The organism is Streptomyces sp. NPDC026301 (assembly GCF_055567935.1).
The window spans coordinates 200,693-220,007 of the sequence record NZ_JBVHPN010000006.1 but is presented as its reverse complement, the minus strand read 5'-3'; the positions used below and the strand labels follow the sequence as shown (position 1 = coordinate 220,007).

The 19,315-nt window shown below is 73.4% G+C and carries 17 protein-coding genes; 10 read left to right on the top strand and 7 right to left on the bottom strand.

Annotated features, from left to right (window positions below; translation table 11 throughout):
- The first annotated feature begins 46 nt into the window (after positions 1-46).
- Positions 47-784: a helical backbone metal receptor gene (locus tag ACZ4MH_RS12645; RefSeq protein ID WP_351590115.1), complete on the top strand. Its 738-nt coding sequence runs from the start codon at positions 47-49 to the stop codon at positions 782-784.
- Positions 785-843: 59 nt separating this feature from the next.
- Here ACZ4MH_RS12645 and ACZ4MH_RS12640 read toward each other — a convergent pair whose 3' ends face one another.
- Positions 844-1,992, bottom strand: coding sequence for a TDT family transporter (locus ACZ4MH_RS12640; protein WP_351590112.1), 1,149 nt, complete (start codon positions 1,990-1,992; stop codon positions 844-846).
- Between the two features lie 94 nt (positions 1,993-2,086).
- Between ACZ4MH_RS12640 and ACZ4MH_RS12635 the strand changes: the two genes are divergently transcribed.
- On the top strand, positions 2,087-3,046 hold the full coding sequence (locus ACZ4MH_RS12635; protein ID WP_351590109.1) for a LysR family transcriptional regulator: 960 nt from the start codon (positions 2,087-2,089) through the stop codon (positions 3,044-3,046).
- On the opposite strand, the gene ACZ4MH_RS12630 is transcribed toward ACZ4MH_RS12635, so the two are convergent.
- Both ACZ4MH_RS12630 and ACZ4MH_RS12625 read right to left on the bottom strand, forming a co-directional pair.
- Positions 2,949-4,388: a solute carrier family 23 protein gene (locus ACZ4MH_RS12630; protein ID WP_351590106.1), complete on the bottom strand. Its 1,440-nt coding sequence runs from the start codon at positions 4,386-4,388 to the stop codon at positions 2,949-2,951. The genes ACZ4MH_RS12635 and ACZ4MH_RS12630 overlap by 98 nt on opposite strands.
- A gap of 3 nt (positions 4,389-4,391) precedes the next feature.
- Positions 4,392-5,525, bottom strand: coding sequence for an arylsulfotransferase family protein (locus ACZ4MH_RS12625; RefSeq protein ID WP_351590103.1), 1,134 nt, complete (start codon positions 5,523-5,525; stop codon positions 4,392-4,394).
- Positions 5,526-5,649: 124 nt separating this feature from the next.
- On the opposite strand from ACZ4MH_RS12625, the gene ACZ4MH_RS12620 reads away from it, so the two are divergent.
- Complete coding sequence (locus ACZ4MH_RS12620; RefSeq protein WP_351590100.1) at positions 5,650-6,210, top strand: helix-turn-helix domain-containing protein; 561 nt, start codon at positions 5,650-5,652, stop codon at positions 6,208-6,210.
- A 40-nt stretch (positions 6,211-6,250) separates the two neighbouring features.
- On the opposite strand, the gene ACZ4MH_RS12615 is transcribed toward ACZ4MH_RS12620, so the two are convergent.
- From ACZ4MH_RS12615 to ACZ4MH_RS12605, 3 genes are all read right to left on the bottom strand, one after another.
- Positions 6,251-6,964 carry a gamma-glutamyl-gamma-aminobutyrate hydrolase family protein gene (locus ACZ4MH_RS12615; RefSeq protein ID WP_351590097.1) on the bottom strand — a complete coding sequence of 238 codons (714 nt, stop codon included), beginning with the start codon at positions 6,962-6,964 and terminating at the stop codon, positions 6,251-6,253.
- 31 nt (positions 6,965-6,995) lie between these two features.
- On the bottom strand, positions 6,996-8,465 hold the full coding sequence (gene eat / locus ACZ4MH_RS12610; RefSeq protein WP_351590094.1) for an ethanolamine permease: 1,470 nt from the start codon (positions 8,463-8,465) through the stop codon (positions 6,996-6,998).
- A 92-nt stretch (positions 8,466-8,557) separates the two neighbouring features.
- Complete coding sequence (locus tag ACZ4MH_RS12605) at positions 8,558-9,295, bottom strand: FadR/GntR family transcriptional regulator (protein ID WP_351590092.1); 738 nt, start codon at positions 9,293-9,295, stop codon at positions 8,558-8,560.
- Positions 9,296-9,368: 73 nt separating this feature from the next.
- On the opposite strand from ACZ4MH_RS12605, the gene ACZ4MH_RS12600 reads away from it, so the two are divergent.
- From ACZ4MH_RS12600 to ACZ4MH_RS12580, 5 genes are all read left to right on the top strand, one after another.
- A complete protein-coding gene (locus ACZ4MH_RS12600; protein ID WP_351590090.1) occupies positions 9,369-10,736 on the top strand; it encodes a glutamine synthetase family protein in 1,368 nt (455 codons plus the stop codon).
- Between the two features lie 11 nt (positions 10,737-10,747).
- Positions 10,748-12,115 (top strand): aldehyde dehydrogenase family protein, encoded by a 1,368-nt coding sequence (locus ACZ4MH_RS12595; RefSeq protein ID WP_351590088.1) that lies wholly within the window; start codon positions 10,748-10,750, stop codon positions 12,113-12,115.
- A 1-nt stretch (position 12,116) separates the two neighbouring features.
- Positions 12,117-12,911, top strand: coding sequence for a 3-oxoacyl-ACP reductase (locus tag ACZ4MH_RS12590; RefSeq protein ID WP_351590086.1), 795 nt, complete (start codon positions 12,117-12,119; stop codon positions 12,909-12,911).
- A 103-nt stretch (positions 12,912-13,014) separates the two neighbouring features.
- A complete protein-coding gene (locus ACZ4MH_RS12585) occupies positions 13,015-14,313 on the top strand; it encodes an HAD family hydrolase (protein WP_351590085.1) in 1,299 nt (432 codons plus the stop codon).
- Positions 14,314-14,341: 28 nt separating this feature from the next.
- On the top strand, positions 14,342-15,358 hold the full coding sequence (locus tag ACZ4MH_RS12580; protein ID WP_351590243.1) for a DUF2510 domain-containing protein: 1,017 nt from the start codon (positions 14,342-14,344) through the stop codon (positions 15,356-15,358).
- Between the two features lie 42 nt (positions 15,359-15,400).
- Here the strand turns inward: ACZ4MH_RS12580 and ACZ4MH_RS12575 are convergent, their stop codons facing one another.
- Positions 15,401-16,615, bottom strand: a complete 1,215-nt coding sequence (locus ACZ4MH_RS12575) for an amino acid deaminase/aldolase (protein ID WP_351590083.1) — start codon at positions 16,613-16,615, stop codon at positions 15,401-15,403.
- Between the two features lie 542 nt (positions 16,616-17,157).
- On the opposite strand from ACZ4MH_RS12575, the gene ACZ4MH_RS12570 reads away from it, so the two are divergent.
- A complete protein-coding gene (locus tag ACZ4MH_RS12570) occupies positions 17,158-18,108 on the top strand; it encodes a hypothetical protein (RefSeq protein ID WP_467754485.1) in 951 nt (316 codons plus the stop codon).
- Positions 18,105-19,292: a type VII secretion-associated serine protease mycosin gene (gene mycP / locus ACZ4MH_RS12565; protein WP_351601729.1), complete on the top strand. Its 1,188-nt coding sequence runs from the start codon at positions 18,105-18,107 to the stop codon at positions 19,290-19,292. Before ACZ4MH_RS12570 ends, mycP begins: the two co-directional genes overlap by 4 nt.
- The last annotated feature ends 23 nt before the right edge of the window (positions 19,293-19,315 follow it).

The following is a 19,315-nucleotide window of genomic DNA, read 5'->3' as shown; positions in this document are numbered from 1 at the left end:
CGCCACCGCACTCCGGTGGCGGGGCCCGTCCGCGTACGGTGGGCCGATGAGCGCTCGTACCCCCGTACGCCGTGTGGTCTCCCTCGTTCCCTCCCTGACCGAGGCGGTCGCCGCGACCGCGCCCGGGCTGCTGGCCGGTGTCACCGACTGGTGCAGCCACCCCGCAGGGCTCGACGTGCCGCGCATCGGCGGGACCAAGAACCCCGACACCGCGCGGATCGCCGCCCTCGGCCCCGACCTGGTGATCGCCAACGAGGAGGAGAACCGCCCGGCCGACCTCGCCGCGCTGCGCGCCGCCGGCCTGGACGTGCTGGTCACCGAGGTCCGCGACCTGCCGCAGGCGTTCCGCGAACTGGACCGCGTCCTCGTGCGCGGCTGCGGGCTGGCCCGCCCCGGCTGGCTGGACGCGGCGGAGGCGGCCTGGCGGGAGGTGCCGGCCGGGGAACCGCGGTCGGCGGCCGTGGTGCCCATCTGGCGGCGGCCGTGGATGGTGCTCGGCCGGGACACCTTCGCGGGCGACCTGCTGGCCCGGCTGGGCGTGCGCAACCTGTACGCGGACCACGCCGAGCGCTACCCGCGCATCCCCTTGGACGAGCTGAACGACCGCGGTGCCGACCTCGTCGTACTCCCCGACGAGCCGTACCGCTTCGCCGCCGACGACGGGCCCGAGGCCTTCCCCGGGCTGCCCGCCGCGCTGGTCAGCGGCCGCCATCTCACCTGGTACGGGCCGTCGTTGGCGGAGGCGCCGGGCGTGCTGAGGGCGGCGCTGGCGGCGGCCGCATGACAGTACGGCGGTGCACCGGGGCCAAGGGCCGGTGCACCGCCGGGTAGGGAAGTGACTGCTCAGACGGCCGCGGGCTGCGGGGCCGGCGCCGAGGCGGGCGGCGCGAGGAGCGTGCCGCGGAAGAGGCCGCGCGCGGTGTACACGAAGGCCGTCAGCCAGCCCGCCACCAGGAGCAGGTACAGGCCCACGGTGAGCCAGTCGTACAGGGCCAGGCCGGTGTGGCCCGCCAGCCCGGCGGCGCCGGTGACACACGTACCGATGGGGAAGGTGAAGGCCCACCAGGTCATCGAGAAGCGCATCCCGCTCCGGAAGGCGCGGACCACCATCGCGGCGGACAGCCCCAGCCACAGCAGCGCGAAGCCCATGACCGGCACGCCGTACAGCACGGAGAAGGCGGTCATCGCGTCGGCGTACGAGGAGCCCGCGGCGGGCGCGGCGTTCGCGAGGTTGCTCACCGCGGTCGTGGACTGGCCGAGCGGGCCGAGGACCAGGATGAGCGCGGGCGTCGCGGCGAGCGGCAGCGGCCCGTGGTGGATCAGCCGCGACAGGACCAGCGGCAGCATCGCCAGCACGGTCAGCAGCGACAGTCCGAACATGCCGTAGCAGCCCAGCAGCATCGCGGAGCGCCACTGGCCGGCCGGCAGATGCGGGATCAGGCCGGGGCCGATGGCCGCGGAGACCATGGGAGCGACGATCGGCAGCAGCCAGGCGGGGGAGGCCGTCCCCACGTCGATCCGGTGCCGGGTCACCATCAGGTACGGGATGGCCGCCGCGGCGACCAGGCCGGTCACGGTCCCCGCGACCCACAGCACGCCGTCGACCGCCGCGGCGGCGGACACGCCGATCACGTCCTTGCCGACGGCGAGCGTGCCACCGCCGACCGCCAGCATGGCCATCGCCAGACAGCCGTAGAACGGCGCCACCATCGGGTCGAGCAGGTGGGCTCTGGCCTGGTCGGTGTGGCGGATCCAGTGCGCGGCGCGGGCGACGAGCAGCACGGCCAGCATGACGGCCGACAACGCCCAGACGACCTCGTACGCAGCGTGCAGCACGCCGGCCTGCACCGGGAGCGTGGCACCGGCGTTGGCGATGATCGCCGTGCCCATGACGGCGGCGTACCAGTTGGGGCCGAGGTGCCGTACCGAGCCGCGGGCGCGGCCTTGGAAGCCCGTCACGGGGCGGGAGCGGTGTTGCGCGAGGGTAGCCATGCCTCCAGGGTTCCGCCGCGCGCCCGCCCCCACCAGGGACATCGTGTCTATGAGGTCATAAGCTGGGGTTATGAGTAACGGGTAAGCTGGCCTTATGAGCGAAGCAGAGCGGGGATTGCGGGGATCTGAAATCGGTGCGGCGGAGGGGCCGCACAACGGCAGGCTGGCATACCGCGTACCGGATCTGGCCGCACTGGAACTACTGCTCGCCGTCGCCCGGCTGGGCAGCCTGGGCCGGGCCGCCAAGGAGCTGGGCATCTCCCAGCCCGCCGCCTCCAGCCGACTCCGTTCCATGGAGCGCCAGTTGGGCGTCGGCCTCGTCGAACGCTCGCCGCGCGGCTCGCGCCTGACCGACGCCGGTACGCTCGTCACGGACTGGGCGCGCCGGATCGTCGAAGCGGCCGAGGCGTTCGACGCGGGCGCGCAGGCGCTGCGCGGCCGACGGGACTCCCGCCTCCGCGTGACCGCGAGCATGACCATCGCCGAGTACCTCCTGCCCGGCTGGCTGATCGCCCTGCGCACCCAACGCCCGGACACCGCGGTGTCACTCTTCGCGGGCAACTCCACGGTGGCCGCTGAGCGGGTCCTCTCCGGCGAGGCCGACCTCGGCTTCGTGGAGGGCCTGGACGTGCCGCCCGGCCTGGACGGCGCGGTCATCGGCCACGACCGCCTGGTGGTGGTCGCCGCCCCGTCCCACCCCTGGGCCCGCCGCCGCACCCCACTCACCGCCCGCGAACTGGCCGCAACCCCCCTGATCCTCCGAGAACAAGGCTCCGGCACCCGCCAAGTACTGGACGCAGCCCTCCCCCCACTAGCACCCCCCCTCCTCGAACTGGCCTCCACAACGGCGGTAAAGGCCGCAGCAGTCAGCGGCGCGGGCCCGTCGGTCCTCAGCGAACTCGCCGTAGGCGAGGAACTGGCGGCGAGGCGCCTGGTCGAGATCCCGGTACCGGGGATCAGACTGGGCCGCGACTTGCGGGCGGTCTGGCCGGCGGGCCAACGCCCTGCGGGCCCGGCTCGGCAGCTGCTGGGGCTGACTCGGGGGGTGGGGTGACCGGAGTGGATGGCGCCGTGGAGGACTTGGTGAACAACGCCGTAAGTACCACCGCCGTGATCGCCCCCGCCGGCACCCCGCTGCCGAAGAGGGTGCGGGCCCAGGTCGGGAGTGGGGTGTAGAGGTCCGGGGCGAGGACGGGGAGGAGGCCGGCCAGGAGGGTGAGGGCCAGGACTGTGGTGACCGGGCCCTCGAAGGTGTCGGCGCGGCGGAGCATGCCTATGCCCATGGCGGCGATTACCGCGTAGATGACGAGGCCCGCGCCGCCCACGACCGGGGTGGGGAGTGCGGCCAGGAGTTGGGAGACCGGGGCCAGCAGGCCGATGAGGACGAGGAGGGCGCCGGCGCCGGCGGTGACGAAGCGGCTGCGGACTCGGGTGAGTTGGACGATGCCGATGTTCTCGGCGCTGGTGACCATGATGGAGGTGCCCAGCACTCCCGCGGCGAGGGAGGTGAGTGCGTCGGCGCGGACCGTGCGGGGGACGTCGCGGGCGGGGTTCGGGGTGCGGCCGACCGCCTCGCTGTTGAGGACCGTCTGCCCGGTGGCCTCGGCGAGCGAGGCGAGGGTGAAGACGATGAGGGGGACGGCTGCGAGCAGGTCGAAGTGCGGGGCGCCGTAGGGGAAGGGATGCGGGAGGGCCAGTACCGTGCCGCCTTCGGGCATGGCCTTCATGCCGGTGCCCGTCAGGAGCGCGGCCGCGGTTCCGGCCGCGATGCCCGCCAGTACCGACATCTGGCGCCACACGCCGCGCAGTGCTAGGTAGCACAGCGCGGTGGCGCCGATGGTGACGAGGGCGAGCCAGGTGTCGTGGGCGATCATCGGCGCGGTGACGTTGATCATGTTGATGCCGATGAGGAGGACGGTGGAGCCCAGGACTACCGGTGGGAAGAAGCGCACGATGCGGCCGTAGAGGGGGAGGACGGCGAGCAGGAAGGCGGCCGCGATCAGGACGGAGCCGGACGCGGTGGCCGGGCCGTGTTCCTTGCTGATCTGCAGGAAGATCGCGACGGCCGCGCCGCCCGGCAGCATCATGAACGGCAGCCGGGCGCCGATCCGCAGGACGCCGAAGGACTGGAGGAGGGCCCCCGCGCCGCACAGTACAAGTGTTGCGCTGAGGAGTGCTGCTGTGCGGTCCGGGGGCAGGCCGAGGCCGGTGGCGATCAGGAACGCCGTGGAGACCGGGGCCGCGAGCATCGCGAGGACGTGCTGCGCGGCCAGGGGGAGGAGACGGAGCAGCGGGAGCCGCTCGTCCACCGGGTGGACCGGCCGGCCGTCGGGGCCGGGCGGTCCGCCGTCAGGGGCGTCGCCTCCGGTGCGGGTGGTGCCGGCGGGGGCGGCCACCGGTCATCCCTGTTCCGGCAGCCAGGGCAGTTCCTCGGCACCGTAACGGTACGCGCGGAACAGGGCGTTGTGCTGGGCGGGGAAGATCCGGCCGACCTCGGGCTCGCGGTAGCCGCCGAAGTGCGGGACGACGTACTCCCAGCAGAGGTAGCCGTCGGCGGTGACCTCGAAGATCCGGCCGGCGGGGGAGTCGCAGACGAGGGTGTTGCCGTTGGGGAGGCGTTGGGCGCTGCCCATGAAGGGGGCGAAGAACGCCTCGCGGGCCGGGTCGTGGTACTCCCAGGCGATCTTTCCGGAGGAGCGGTCGACCTCGATGACGCGGGAGAAGGGGACGTCCCAGCCGGGGCGGAAGACGCCGTTGTCGAAGATGAGGATGTTGCCGTTGGGCAGTTCGGTGGGGTTGTGCTGCTGGGAGACGATGCCGGGCTCGGTGCGCCAGAGGATCTTGCCGGTTTCGCGGCTGATGACGATCACCGCGGAGGCGCTGCGGAGGCTGGCGAGGATGTTGCCGTCGGCGAGCGGGAGGACGGCGTTGATGAGGGGGTAGTGCTCGCGGGAGTAGTCGGGGTGCAGGGGGAACTCGTCGCGGTCGAGGTGGTCGGCGACGCGCCAGGACCACAGCTCGGTGCCGTCCGCGTCGACCTCCTTGATGGTGTCGGCATAGACGGTCGGGCCCTCGGCCGTCGTCGGCTCGGAGCCGGGGACGCCGCCGCGTACCGCTGCCGCGCGCTCGCCGGTGAGCGGCTCCAGCGCGGCGTAGAGGATGCGGCCGTCACCGCAGTGGTGCGCGTCGTGGTGCTGGAGCGGGTCGATGTGCTCGCGGACGACGGTGCCGTCGGGGGTGATCTCCTGCATCACGCCGCCGCGGTACTTGTGCCACATCGGGAACAGGGCTTCCTGGTCCGGGAGTACGCCGTTGTAGGCCAGGTTGCCGTTGGGGAGGATGCGGGCGTGCCGGCCCGGGCGATAGGGGAGGTTCCACTGGTGGACGACCTCGCCGTGCAGGTCGACGAGGTAGACCTCGCCGGTGCCGGTGAGCGGCGCGTAGAGGGTGTAGCCGGGGGAGGCGGCGTCCTCGTCGAGGGCGAGCAGGCCGGTGCCGCGGCGGCGGCGTGTGTTTTGATCGACAGCGGTCATGGCGGGTCCGTCCCTTGTTCGTCGGAGTGTCAAACTTTGTTTGATGACATCAAACAGGTTCGATGCTAGGGACCGTTTGTTGCAATGCCGTGAACGTGGCGATAAAGGGGAGAGGGAGTGCAGGATGCGTGAAGATCAGGAGGGGCCGGTGCCGCGGGTCGGCCGGGCGGTGCGGCGCCGCCGCCGCGCGCTGGACCTGACGCTCGCCGAGCTGGCCGGGCGTACCGGCCTGTCCAAGCCCTTCCTCAGCCAGGTCGAGAACGACCGGGCCCGCCCCAGCATGCGGTCGCTGCAGCGGATCGCGGACGCGCTGGAGAGCACGGCGGTCCAGCTGCTGGGCGCGGCGGAGGACCGCCGCGCCGTCGACGTCGTGCGCGCGGATGCGGCGGCCGCGCTGGAGGACGGCGCGGCGGGCACGGTGCGGCCGCTGGTACGCGGCCAACAGCAGCTGCACGCCTTGGAGTTCACCGGCGCCCACGAGTGGGGGCGGGAGTTCCGGCACCCGAACGACGAGCTGCTGTACGTCGTCGAGGGTGCCGTGGAGGCGGAGGCCGAGGGGGAGCGGTACGAGCTGGGGCGCGGCGACACGCTCTACTGCACGGGCGGCGTGACGCACCGCTGGCGCGCCCGGGAGGCGGGCACGCGGGTGCTTCTGGTGGGGGTCGCGGACGACATCGGGCTCTGAGCCCATGTCTTTCTGAGGCAGCTGTCCTTCTGAGGCAGCGTCAGCGGGCGGCGGCCGCCACCAGTGCGTCCATGACCCGGGTGTCCGTGCCCGCCTCGGGGTGCCACTGCACGCCCAGCGCGAAGGCCGGCGCGTCCGGCAGTTCGAGCGCCTCCACCGTGCCGTCCTCGGCGTACGCGGAGGCCAGCAGCCCGCGGCCGAGCCGGTCGACGGACTGATGGTGGTACGTCGGTACGGAGACCGGCTCGGGCAGGATGCCGGCGAGCCGGCTGTCCGCCACGGCGGTGACCTTGTGGTGGTCGAAGACGCCGGGTGGCCCGCCGTGGCCCTCGATGTGCTGGTACAGCGTGCCGCCGAGCGCGACGTTCAGCAGCTGCATGCCGCGGCAGATGCCGAGCAGGGGCGTGCCCGAGTCGATGGCTGCCTCGATGAGGGCCGTTTCCCAGGTGTCGCGGGCGAGGGCCGGCGGCCCGGTGCGGGGATCGGTCTCGGCGTCGTACCGGTCGGGCCGTACGTCGGGGCCGCCCGCGATCACCACGCCGTCGAGGCGGGCCACGACCGCGGCCGCCGCCTCCTTCGCCGCGTCCCGGTCCAGGTCCGGCTCGTGCGGCGGCAGCATGGCGGCGAGGCCACCGGAGCGCTGGACCAGGCGGTGGTAGCCGGCCGGCAGCAGTGCGGCCGGGAGGGTCCACACGCCCCAGCGGGCTTCGTCTTCCAGGTAGGTGCTGATGCCGATGAGCGGCGGGGTGGGCACGGGGACCTCCGGTCGGGGTGCAGGTGAGCGGTCAGTTGCGGTCGAGTTCGGCCTCGGCGGCGGCCAGCGCTGCGAATTCCTCCTCCGGTGCCGCGGCCACCAGCCGGTGCCGCGAGTACAGCGCGAAGTACGCCAGCGCGACGGCGTACACGCCCAGTGCGATGAAGGCCGCCTCCTTGTCCACCAGGAACGTCGCGACCAGCGCGGAACAGGCGAGGACGAAGGCGATCGAGGAGGTCAGGATGCCGCCGGGGGTGCGGTACGGGCGCGCCAGTCCCGGCTCGCGGCGGCGCAGCACGATGTGGGAGAGGGCCATCAGGGCGTAGGAGATGGTGGCGCCGAAGACCGCGACGTTCAGCATCCGGGCGCCGTCGCCGGTGGCCGCCGCCAGTGCGAAGCCCAGCGCGCCGGGCACGAGGAGGCCCAGGTAGGGGGCCTTGCGGCGGCTGGTGAGGGAGAGGAAGCGGGGCAGGTAGCCGGCCCGGGAGAGGGCGAAGAGCTGCCGGGACCCGGCGTAGATGAGGGAGAAGAAGGAGGCGATCAGGCCCGCCAGGCCCGCGTAGTTGACGATGCGGGAGGTGACGGTCGGCTCGCCGTGCGGCTGCAGGGCCTGGACCAGCGGGTCGCCGACGGACTGGAGGGCGGCGGCGCCGCGCGCCCCGGTCGCGGTGAGGAAGGTGACCAGGGCGAGCAGCAGCAGGACGCCGATCGCGGCGGCCATCGCGCGCGGCAGGGTGCGGGCCGGGTCCTTGGTCTCCTCGGCGGCCAGCGGCACGCCCTCGACACCGAGGAAGAACCACATGCCGAAGGGGAACGCCGCCCAGATCCCGAGTATCCCGAAGGGCAGCCAGGAGGACGCGCCGAAGGCGCCCTTGTCCGCCGGGATGTCGTTCAGCGCGCTCACGTGGAAGTCGGTGACCGCGGCGAGCGCGAAGACGACCAGCGCGGCCACCGCGATCGCGGTGACGACCAGGCTGAAGCGCAGCGCCTCGCCGACGCCCCACAGGTGGATGCCGATGAAGATCACGAAGCAGGCGAGGTAGACCGGCCAGCTGGACGTCAGGCCGAACAGGCCGAGGGACTCGACGTAGTCGCCGATGAAGATGGAGATCGCGGCGGGTGCGAGGACGTACTCGATGAGGATGGCCGTACCGGTCAGGAAGCCGCCCCAGGTGCCGAGCGCGCGGCGCGCGAAGCCGTAGCCGCCGCCCGCCGTGGGCAGCACGGACGCCAGCTCCGCGAGCGCGAAGACCAGGCAGGTGTACATCACGCCCATCAGCAGCGCGGCCAGCGCCAGACCGCCGAAGCCGCCCTGGGCCAGGCCGTTGTTCCAGCCGGAGAAGTCGCCGGAGACGACGTACGCGACGCCCAGGCCCGTGAGCAGCAGCGGGCCGGCGCTGCCCCGGCGCAGCGAGCGCTTCTCCAGGTAGGCGTCCTCGGGCGCGGCCCCGGGTGGCGGGGGAGTGGGCGGTGCGGTGCGCGGTTCCGTGCTGTCGGCCATGAGCCGCTCCTGCCTCGGCGGGGTAAAGGTTTAGCACCATACCTTTGTCGTACGAGAGGGTGGGGCGCAAGACCCGTGCCGTAAAAGAACGGTTACGGCGTCGGCGGCCGGCCCGTGAGGAAGCCGCGCAGCAGGGCCGCCGTCCCGCAGCAGTGCTCGCGCATCACCTCCCGCGCCCCGTCCGCGTCGCCCTCCAGCACCGCCTCCACCAGCGCGGTGTGCTGCGCTTGGGAGTGCTCCAGGTTGCGCACCAGCAGCGGGATGCAGTCCAGCAGGTCGTTGACGGTCGCCCGGACGGCCGCGTACTGCGCGGCGAGCGTCGCCGAGCCCGACAGCTCGGCCAGCGTCAGATGCAGCAGCGTGTCCCGCCGCCGGTAGTCGGCCAGCGGCGCGTCGTGCGTGGCCGCCAGCGCCTCCCGCAGCCGCCCCGCCTGCTCCCCATCCAGCCCGTACCCCGCGCACAGCCCGGCCGCGCCCACCTCCAGCACCTCGCGGAACCGCAGCGTGTCCTCGACGTCGACCTGCGCGATGCGGCGGCGCAGCTCGTCCTCGCCGGGGGTCTCCGCCCGTTCCCGTACGAACGTGCCGCCGTACCGCCCGCGTCTGCTGACCACCAGCCCCTCGTCCTGCAGCACCTTCAGCACCTCGCGCAGCGTGACCCGGCTGATCTGCAGCCGCTCGGCCAGTTCGCGTTCGGCCGGCAGCCGCTCGCCCCGGGGGACCAGTCCCAGCCGCACGATCTGGAGTATCTGCTCCAGCGCCTCCTCGAAACCGTTGCCCGCCCGCACCGGGCGCAGCACCGGCGCCAGTCGGTCCGCCGCTCCGTCCACCGCAACCCCTTCCCAATCAATGGTTCGTGTGCCTACCTTATGACCTCCGGACGCAGCGACAGGAGGCACCACCGTGGCAGACCGCACGCCCCCGCTCTCGGTCGAGGAGCTGAGAAGGCTCGTCGACACCGGGGAGATCGACACTGTCGTCCTCGCCTTCACCGATATGCAAGGCAGGCTCCAGGGCAAGCGGTTCGCGGCCCGGTTCTTCCTCGACGACGTCCTGGCCCATGGCAGCGAGGGCTGCAACTACCTCCTCGCCGTCGACGTCGACCTCAACACCGTCGACGGCTACGCCATGTCCTCCTGGGAGCGCGGCTACGGCGACTTCTGCATGCACGGCGACACCGGGACGCTGCGCCGCACGCCCTGGAGCCCCGGTACGGCGCTGCTCACCGCCGACCTCGCCTGGCACGACGGCAGCCCCGTCGTCGCCTCCCCGCGGCAGATCCTCCGCCGCCAGCTGGACCGGCTCGCCGAGCGCGGCTGGCGCGCCTACGCCGGTACCGAGCTGGAGTTCATGGTCTTCAAGGACAGCTACGAGGACGCCTGGTCCCGCGGCTACCGCGACATGCACCCCGCCAACCTCTACAACGTGGACTACTCCGTGCTCGGCACCAGCCGGGTCGAGCCGCTGCTGCGCCGCATCCGCAACGAGATGGGCGCGGCAGGCATGACGGTGGAGTCCGCCAAGGGCGAGTGCAACCTCGGCCAGCACGAGATCGCCTTCCGTTACGACGAGGCGCTCACCACCTGCGACCAGCATGCCGTCTACAAGACCGGCGCCAAGGAGATCGCGGCCCAGGAGGGCATGGCGCTCACCTTCATGGCGAAGTACGACGAGCGCGAGGGCAACTCCTGCCACATCCACCTCTCGCTGCGCGACGAGGACGGCGCCCCCGTACTGGCCGACGCGGACGGCGAGTACGGCATGTCGTCGCTGATGCGGCACTTCCTGGCCGGACAGATCGCCGCGATGCGCGACTTCACGCTGCTGTACGCGCCGAACATCAACTCCTACAAGCGCTTCCGGCCCGGCTCCTTCGCGCCCACCGCGGTCGCCTGGGGCCCGGACAACCGCACCTGCGCGCTCCGCGTCATCGGCCACGGCCACGCCCACCGCTTCGAGAACCGCCTCCCCGGCGGCGACGTGAATCCGTACCTCGCGGTGGCCGGCATGGTCGCGGCCGGGCTGTACGGGATAGAGCACAAGCTGGAGCTGCCGGACGCCTGTACCGGCAACGCGTACACCGGCGACGCCGAGCACGTGCCGACCACCCTCCGCGAGGCCGCCGACCTGTGGGAGAAGAGCCCCATCGCACGCGCCGCCTTCGGTGACGAGGTCGTCGAGCACTACCTCCACATGGCCCGGGTGGAGCTCGACGCCTACGACTCCGCCGTGACCGACTGGGAGCGGTTCCGCTCCTTCGAACGCATGTGAGGACCACGCACTTGTCTTCCGAGCACCAGATCCTCAACCCGGCGACCGAAGAGGTCATCGCGACGGTACCGGCCGCCACGGCCGAGGACGTCGACGCCGCCGTCGCGCGGGCCACCAGGGCACAGGCGCAGTGGGCCGCGCTCGCCCCCGGCGACCGCGCCCGGCTGCTGCGCCGCTTCGCCGCCACCGTCGACAGCCACCTCGAAGAGCTCGCCCAGCTGGAGGTACGGGAGGCCGGCCACCCGGTCGGCAACGCGCGCTGGGAGGCCGGCAACGCCCGCGACCTGCTCGAATACGCGGCCGGCGGCATCGAGCGGCTGACCGGTACGCAGATCCCGGTCGCCGGCGGCCTCAACATCACGCTCCACGAACCGCTCGGCGTCGTCGCCGTCATCGCGCCGTGGAACTTCCCGATGCCCATCGCCGCCTGGGGCACCGCGCCCGCCCTCGCCGCGGGCAACGCCGTCCTCCTCAAGCCCGCCGAGACGACCCCGCTCACCGCCCTCCGGCTCGCCGAGCTCGGCCTGGAAGCGGGCCTCCCCGAGGGCCTGTTCCAGGTCCTGCCCGGCGCCGGACCCGTCGCGGGCAGCGCGCTGGTCGAGCACCCCGGCGTCGCCAAGGTCGTCTTCACCGGCTCCACCGGCGTCGGCAAGCAGATCATGGCCAAGTGCGCCGACGGCGTGAAGCGGGTGACGCTCGAACTGGGCGGCAAGAGCCCCAACATCGTCTTCGCCGACGCCGACATCGAGAAGGCAGCCGCCGCGGCGCCCGGCTCCTTCCTCGACAACACCGGCCAGGACTGCTGCGCCCGCAGCCGCATCCTCGTCCAGCGGTCCGTGTACGACCGCTTCCTGGAGCTGCTGGAGCCCGCGGTCAAGGCCGTCACCGTCGGCGACCCGGCCGACCCCGCCACCGGCATGGGCCCGCTGATCTCCGCGGCCCAGCGCGACCGCGTACGGTCCTACGTCCCCGACGGCGCCCCGGTCGCCATCCGCGGCGAGGCACCGGAGGGCAAGGGCTTCTGGTACCCCGCGACCGTCCTGGAGGGCCGGCCCGGGGACCGCGCCGCCACCGAGGAGATCTTCGGCCCGGTCGCCGTGGTCCTGCCCTTCGAGGACGAGGCCGAGGCCGTCCGGCTCGCCAACGCCACCGACTACGGCCTCTCCGGCTCGATCTGGACCCGCGACGTGGGCCGCGCGCTGCGCGTCTCCGGCGCCGTCGCCGCCGGGAACCTCTCCGTCAACTCGCACAGCAGCGTCCGCTACTGGACCCCGTTCGGCGGCTACAAGCAGTCCGGGCTCGGCCGTGAGCTGGGCCCCGACGCGCTCGCCGCCTTCACCGAGACCAAGAACGTCTTCATCAGCACCGAGGAGCAGTGACATGACCGACCGGACCGCCGAGACCCCCGTGTGCCGCCGACTGGTCGGCCGTACCGCCGTGATCACCGGTGCCGGCAGCGGCATCGGCCTGGCCACCACCCGCCGGCTGGCCTCCGAAGGCGCCAACGTGGTCTGCGCCGACATCGACGAGAGCGCCGGCAAGGCCGCTGCGGCCGAGGTCGGCGGGCTCTTCGTCCAGGTCGACGTCACCGACGAAGGCCAGGTCGAGGCGCTGTTCAAGACCGCGTACGACACCTACGGCTCCGTCGACGTCGCCTTCAACAACGCGGGCATCTCGCCGCCCGACGACGACTCCATCCTCACCACCGGGCTCGACGCCTGGAAGCGGGTCCAGGAGGTCAACCTCACCTCCGTCTACCTGTGCTGCAAGTACGCCCTCCCGTACATGCAGCGCCAGGGCAGGGGCTCCATCATCAACACCGCCTCCTTCGTCGCCGTCATGGGCGCCGCCACCTCCCAGATCAGCTACACCGCCTCCAAGGGCGGCGTGCTGTCGATGTCCCGCGAGCTGGGCGTGCAGTTCGCCCGCGAGGGCATCCGCGTGAACGCGCTCTGCCCCGGGCCCGTCAACACCCCGCTCCTCAAGGAGCTGTTCGCCAAGGACCCGGAGCGCGCCGCGCGCCGCCTGGTGCACGTGCCCGTGGGCCGGTTCGCCGAGCCCGAGGAGATGGCCGCCGCGGTCGCCTTCCTCGCCAGCGACGACTCCTCGTTCGTCAACGCGGCCGAATTCCTCGTCGACGGCGGAATCGCCGGAGCGTATGTCACTCCCATGTAAGCGCCACGGGTAAAGTTTCCCGATCATGAACGGGGCCGGCAGCACGGGGCTGCCGGCCCCGGAGCCGTTCCGCTCCACGGCCCGCACCCGTAACGGAGGACGTATGCGCATCCGGCACACCCTCGCCCCGGCCCTGGCCCTGGCCGTCACCGCGACCCTGGCGGCCGCCGTGCCCGCCGGCGCGGCCCCGGCCGCACCGAAGACCCCGCAGGCCGGCTGCCCGCAGCTGTCGCAGAGCCTGAAGTGGTACGGCACCAACCGCGACAAGCTCCAGCGCACCATCGACGAACGCGGCGTCTGCTCCCATCCGGAACTGGCGCACGGCCACGGGCAGCGCCCGGTCGCCGCCTTCGACTGGGACAACACGATCACCAAGAACGACGTCACCGACGCGACGCTCGTCTGGTCCCTGAACCACGACAAGATCCTCCGCCCGGCGCACTGGCGCGACACCAGCAAGTGGCTGACCCCGGCCGCCGACCGCGCCCTGACCAAGGCGTGCGGCACCTCCGTGCCCGTCGGCGCGCCGCTGCACACCTCCACCAACACCGCCTGCGCCGACGAGATCTTCGCCATCCGCGACGAGGCCAAGACCGCCGACGGCGCAGCGGCCTTCGAGGGCAGCTGGAACCACCGGCGCACCGTGCCCCAGTACGCCTGGATCCCGCAGCTGTTCGCCGGCCACACCGTCGCCGAGCTGCGCTCCTACGCCGCCGCCGCGCGCAAGCACGTCCTGGCCGCGCCGATCGGCAGCAAGGACAAGGTCGGCAGCCACACCGTCCCCGGCTACGTCCGCTACTACGCGCAGCAGCGGGACCTGGTCGGCACCCTCCAGCGCGCCGGCTTCGACGTCTACATCGTCTCCGCCGGCTCCGAGCCCGTCACCGAGGTCTGGTCGAAGGGCATCGGCGTCGACGAGAAGCACACCATCGCCATCCGCAGCGTCGTGAAGCACGGCCGCATCACGTACGAGAACGAGGGCTGCGGCGGTGTCGGCGACACCAAGGGCGAGGCCATCCCGTACATCGACGGCAAGCGCTGCTGGATCAACCAGGACATCTTCGGGATCAAGGGCCCGAAGGCGTGGCAGCAGCAGGACTTCGCGCACCGCATCGCGCTGGGCGGCGGCGACGCGGACACCGACGTCACCTTCGTCGGCGACGCCACCGGCGCGCACCTCGTGCTGAACCGCAACAAGAACGAGGTCATGTGCCGGGCCTACGACAACGCCGACGGACGCTGGGTGGTCAACCCCATGTTCATCGAGCCGCTGCCGCGCAAGTCCGGCAGCTACCCGTGCTCCACCGCGGCGTACAACAAGCCCGAGGGCGGCTTCGGACCGCTGCGCCGCGCCGACGGCGGCGTGGTGCCCGACCAGCAGGACCGTGTGTACGGCGGCTGATTCCGGCCATAAGGTGTCCGGCGTGAGCATGACGACACCGCCGGGCTGGTATCCAGACCCGGGGTACACAGGCAACGGTCCCGCCCCCGAACGCTGGTGGGACGGCTCGGCGTGGACCGACCACACCCGCGCGGCACAGGCTGCCGCCCCGGCGGCGTACGGCTATCCGCAGCAAGGCACGCCCGGCGCCTACGGGTATCCGCAGCAGGCGCAGCAGCAGCCCGGCTACGGATACCCGCAGGGTGCGCCGGGCGGTTTCGGGCCCGCGCAGCCCGGCGGCCCGCAGCCCGGTGGCCCCGGGCAAGGCGGCGGGGGCAGGAAGCGCGGCCCGATGATCGCCGCGATCGCCGGTGCGGCGGTCGTCGTGGCCGCCGCCGTCGTCGGCATCACCCTCGCCGTCGGCGGCGGTGAGGAGCCGCACGTCGACCCCGAGCCAGGCCCGACGGCGACGGCGAGTGCCAGTGAGAGCCCGTCCCCCGAGCCCGCCACCACCTCGGCCGCGCCCGAACCGGCCCCCAGCGACGACGAGGACACCCTCGTCGACGCCCTGAACAGCATCGCCATCCCGGTCCTGGACGGCTGGCACAAGGACGACTTCGGCCGGGACATGGACCTGTACATCGGTCCGTACGAGTGCAAGGGCGACGCGTCCAAGCAGTGCATGCGCGGCAAGGTCCTCTCCGAGACCGCGGCCGGCTTCGCCGAGACCACGGCCCGGGGCATCGCCGAGGCCGACATCAAGAAGAACGTCGAGGAGACCTACGGCAAGGGCCAGTACGGGGAGAAGGACCACTACGGCGGCGTCGAGAACCACGAGGAGCTGAAGGCGGCGAAGGTGACCGTCGCGGGCCAGCAGGGCTACCTGGTGCGCTGGAAGGTCACCAACAAGAAGGGCCCGGACGGCATCGCGCAGTCCGTCGCCTTCCCCTCGCCCGGCGGCTCCGGCTCGATGGTCGTCGTCCGCTTCAATTTCGACGTCGGCGGCCAGGCCCCGCCGCTCGCCGACATGGACAAGATCCTCGAAGGCATCGAGCCGACGGCGTAGCGCGTACGGGGCGGTCCGCCGCCCCGTACTCCCGCGCCCCGGTCACAGGAACGTCTGCCCCTCGCCCCGGTACGTCGGTACGGTCGCCACCACCCGGTCCCCGTCCACCAGCCGCAGCGCGTCGAAACGCTCGCACAGCTCACCGGCCTTGGCGTGCCGGAACCACACCCTGTCCCCGACCCGCAGCCGGTCGGCGGCCGCGCCCAGCAGCGGCGTCTGCACCTCGCCGGCCCCCTCCTGCGGGTCGTACGCCAGCCCCGCGGGCAGATACGGCTCCGGCAGCCGGTCCGGGCCCGCCGCGCCGGACGCGGGATAGCCGCCGCCCAGTACGGTCACCACGCCGGGCCCCGGCCGCCGCACGACCGGCATCGCGAACAGCGCCGCCGGCCGCCCGCTGAACGAACGGAAGTTGTCGAACAGCCGCGGCACGTACAGCCCCGATCCGGCCGCGACCTCCGTCACCGCCGCCTCCGCCGCGGTGTGCTGCACGCTGCCCGTCCCGCCGCCGTTGACGAACTCCAGGTCCGGCGCCTCGGCCCGGACGGCGCGCACCGCCTCCCAGCGCCGCCGCGCCAGCTCCTTGCGCGCCGCGGCCTGCATGACGCGCACCGAGCGCGAGAACAGCGGCCGGCCCGCCACCGCGTCCCCGACGCCCGCCACATGGCCCTCGTACGCCATCAGGCCGACGACCTTGAAGCCGGGGCGGCGCGCCACCACCCGCGCGAATTCAGCCAGTTGTGCGGGGTCGCGCAGCGGCGAGCGGCGTGCCCCCACCCGCACCCGGCCGCCGCCCGTCCGGAAGGACGTGTCCAGCTCCAGACACACCCGGATCTCCGCCCGGCCGCCGCCCCGCGCCGCGTCGATCAGCGCCAGCTGCGCCACGTCGTCGACCAGTACCGTCACCGCGGCGGCCAGCTTCGGATCGCCCGCCAGCTCGGCGAACGCGGCCCGGTCCGCCGACGGATAGGCCAGCAGGACGTCGGAGAAGCCGGAGCGGGCCAGCCAGAGCGACTCGGCGAGCGTGAAGCTCATGATCCCGGCGAACCCGTCCCGGGCCAGCACGCGTTCCAGCAGGGCGCGGCAGCGTACGGACTTGCTCGCCACCCGCACCGGTTTGCCGTGCGCGCGCCGTACCAGATCCGCGGCGTTGGCATCGAACGCCGCGAGGTCGACGATGGCCAGCGGTGCGTCGAGATGGGCGGTGGCCCGGTCGTAACGGGCCCCCAAGGCAGGGGAATCGGACGTGAACCGGCTCATGACGGCAGCCTGCCAGACGGCATTACCGCAGGGTAGGGGAGAGATCGCGACAGACCGGACACAAGGAGGGACCGGTACCGGACAGGAGTTGCGGCCGGGGGCGCGACAGCCCGTAAAGTGGCGCAGACCGCGGCCCGCAGACCCGCGGCATCAGGTCTGATCCATACCGTCCCGCCCCGCACGCCGCCCGGGCACGGGGCCGAACTGCGCGAGGGGGAGCGCGGGTGAGCACCGAAGCGAACTACGCCGGCCCGCGTCGCCTGCCTCCGATACCTCCGCCACCGCCGTACCGGCCGGCCGCTGCTGCCCCGGGCGCTGCTGCCCCGGGGGCCGCTGCCCCGGGCGCCGCCGCTTCCGGCGCCACCCCTTCCGGTGCCGCTCACGAGGAACCCGCGGCGGACATCCCCGCCGTTCCGCCCCGGCCCGCGGTCCCGCCGAAGCCCAGCCGTCCGGCGCCGCCCGGGTACCGGGACACCGCGTCCTTCCACCTCGCCCAGGGGGCGGCCAGCTGGCACGGGGCGAAGAGCGCCAAGGCACCGGCCATGAAGGCGGCACCGGCCGGGAAGCCGGCCGTACCGTCCCCGGCGTCCCCGGCGTCCCCAGCGGAAACGTCCCCCCAGGAGCAGCCCGCCGCGCGCAAGCCGCTGCCCCCGGAGAAGGCGCCGCTCGCGACCCCGGCCGTCGCCGCCCCGGGCGCCCCGGGCACCGCCGCGCCCGCCGTGCTCGCCCCGTCGCGTCGCCTCGCCTGGCGGAAGGCCGCCGCCGCTGCCTGCCTCGTCCTCGGGCTCGGCCTCATCGGCGGGGCCGCGGCCGGCAGCTGGCTCGCCGGGGGACCGAGCGGGGACGAGGCCGCGGCCGCCACCTTCACCGACGCGCGCGACCTGTGGCACAGCGTCCCCGTGCGCACCCTCTTCCCGCACACCCTGCACGGCACGGCCGCCGGCCCCGGGGGCGCCGACCGCACCTGGTACCGGATCGCGGTCGCGCCCGACGGCGGCTGCGCCAAGGCGTTCGACCCGCTGCTGGCCAAGGCGCTGGCCCCGGCAGGCTGCAAGCGCCTGCTGCGCGCGGACTACATGGACGCGACCCACAGCAGCGTGATCACCGTCGGCGTGGTCACCACCAGAACCGACCTCACCGGGATGCGCGCGCTGAACAAGCGGTTCACCACCGAGCGGCTGGCCACCCGCCGCGACCTGATGCCCCGCCCGTACACCGCACCCGGCACCCCCGCCGCGGAGTTCGGGCCCGACCAGCGCGCCGGCTGGAGCGTCCAGGTGCTGCCCGACGCGCCCTTCGTCGTGTACGCGGTCTCCGGCTTCGCCGACGGCCGCGCCGTGCCCGACCCGCGGCCGGCCGACGAGGCCACCCGTACCGGCGCCACCTCCGCGCCCGCCCAGGCGGGGCTCGGCCACGACGCCGCCGGGGTCGCGGACGGCATCGAACGCACCTTCCGCACGCAGCTGGCCAAGGCGACGGAGGCGGCCGAATGACGCCCGGGACCGCCTCCGGCGCTGAGCGGCGCACCCACGCCTCCCGACGCACGCCCCGCGTGCTCGCCGCCGTCCTCGCCGCCACCGCCGTGGCCGCCCTCACGGCCCCGCCCGCCCGGGCCGACGGCATACGCACCCAGGAATGGGCCCTGGACGCCCTGCACGTCCACGACGCCTGGCGGACCACCAAGGGGGACGGCATCACGGTCGCCGTCCTCGACACCGGCGTGGACGCCACCCACCCCGACCTCAAGGGCCAGGTGCTCCCCGGCAAGGACCTGATCGGCTTCGGCGCGGCGCGCGGCGACAAGACCTGGGCGGACCACGGCACGGCGATGTCCGGCATCATCGCCGGGCACGGCCACGGCCACTCCGACGGCGTGCTCGGCATCGCGCCCGAGGCGAAGATCCTCCCTGTCCGGGTGATCCTCGAAGACGCGGACCCGGAGCGGAAGAAGGCCCGCACCGAGCGCGCCAACGCCCTCGCCGACGGCATCCGCTGGGCCGCCGACCACGGCGCCGACGTCATCAATCTCTCCCTCGGCGACGACAGCGACTCCGCTCACCCGGAGCCGCGCGAGGACGCCGCCGTCCAGTACGCGCTGCGCAAGGGCGTCCCGGTCGTCGCCTCCGCGGGCAACGGCGGCCAGCACGGCGACCACGTCTCCTACCCGGCGGCCTACCCCGGCGTGATCGCGGTGACCGCGGTGGACCGCTACGGCACCCGCGCCCGCTTCTCCACCCGCCGCTGGTACGCCACGGTCAGCGCGCCCGGCGTCGACGTCGTCATCGCCAACCCGGACCGCAAGTACTACGAGGGCTGGGGCACGAGCGCCGCCGCCGCGTACGTCTCGGGCGCGGTCGCCCTGGTACGCGCGGCCCACCCCCACCTCCGGCCCGCCGAGATCAAGCAGCTGCTCACCGAAACCGCCCGCGACACCCCCGCCCACGGCCGCAACGACGACCTGGGCGCCGGCCTGGTGGACCCCGCGGCGGCCCTCGCCAAGGGCGCCCCCACAAAGCCCCTGACCAGCAGCCGGGCCACGTACAGCAAGCGGTACTTCGGCGCCGGTCCGGACGCCCGCTCGACGGGCACCGCCGGCTCCTGGCTCCCATGGACGGCCACGGCCGCAGGCGCGGCGCTGGTGGCGGCCGCGGTGGTCCTGTGGCGGCGCCGCGCCTGACCAGCGTGCCGCGCCCGGCCGGT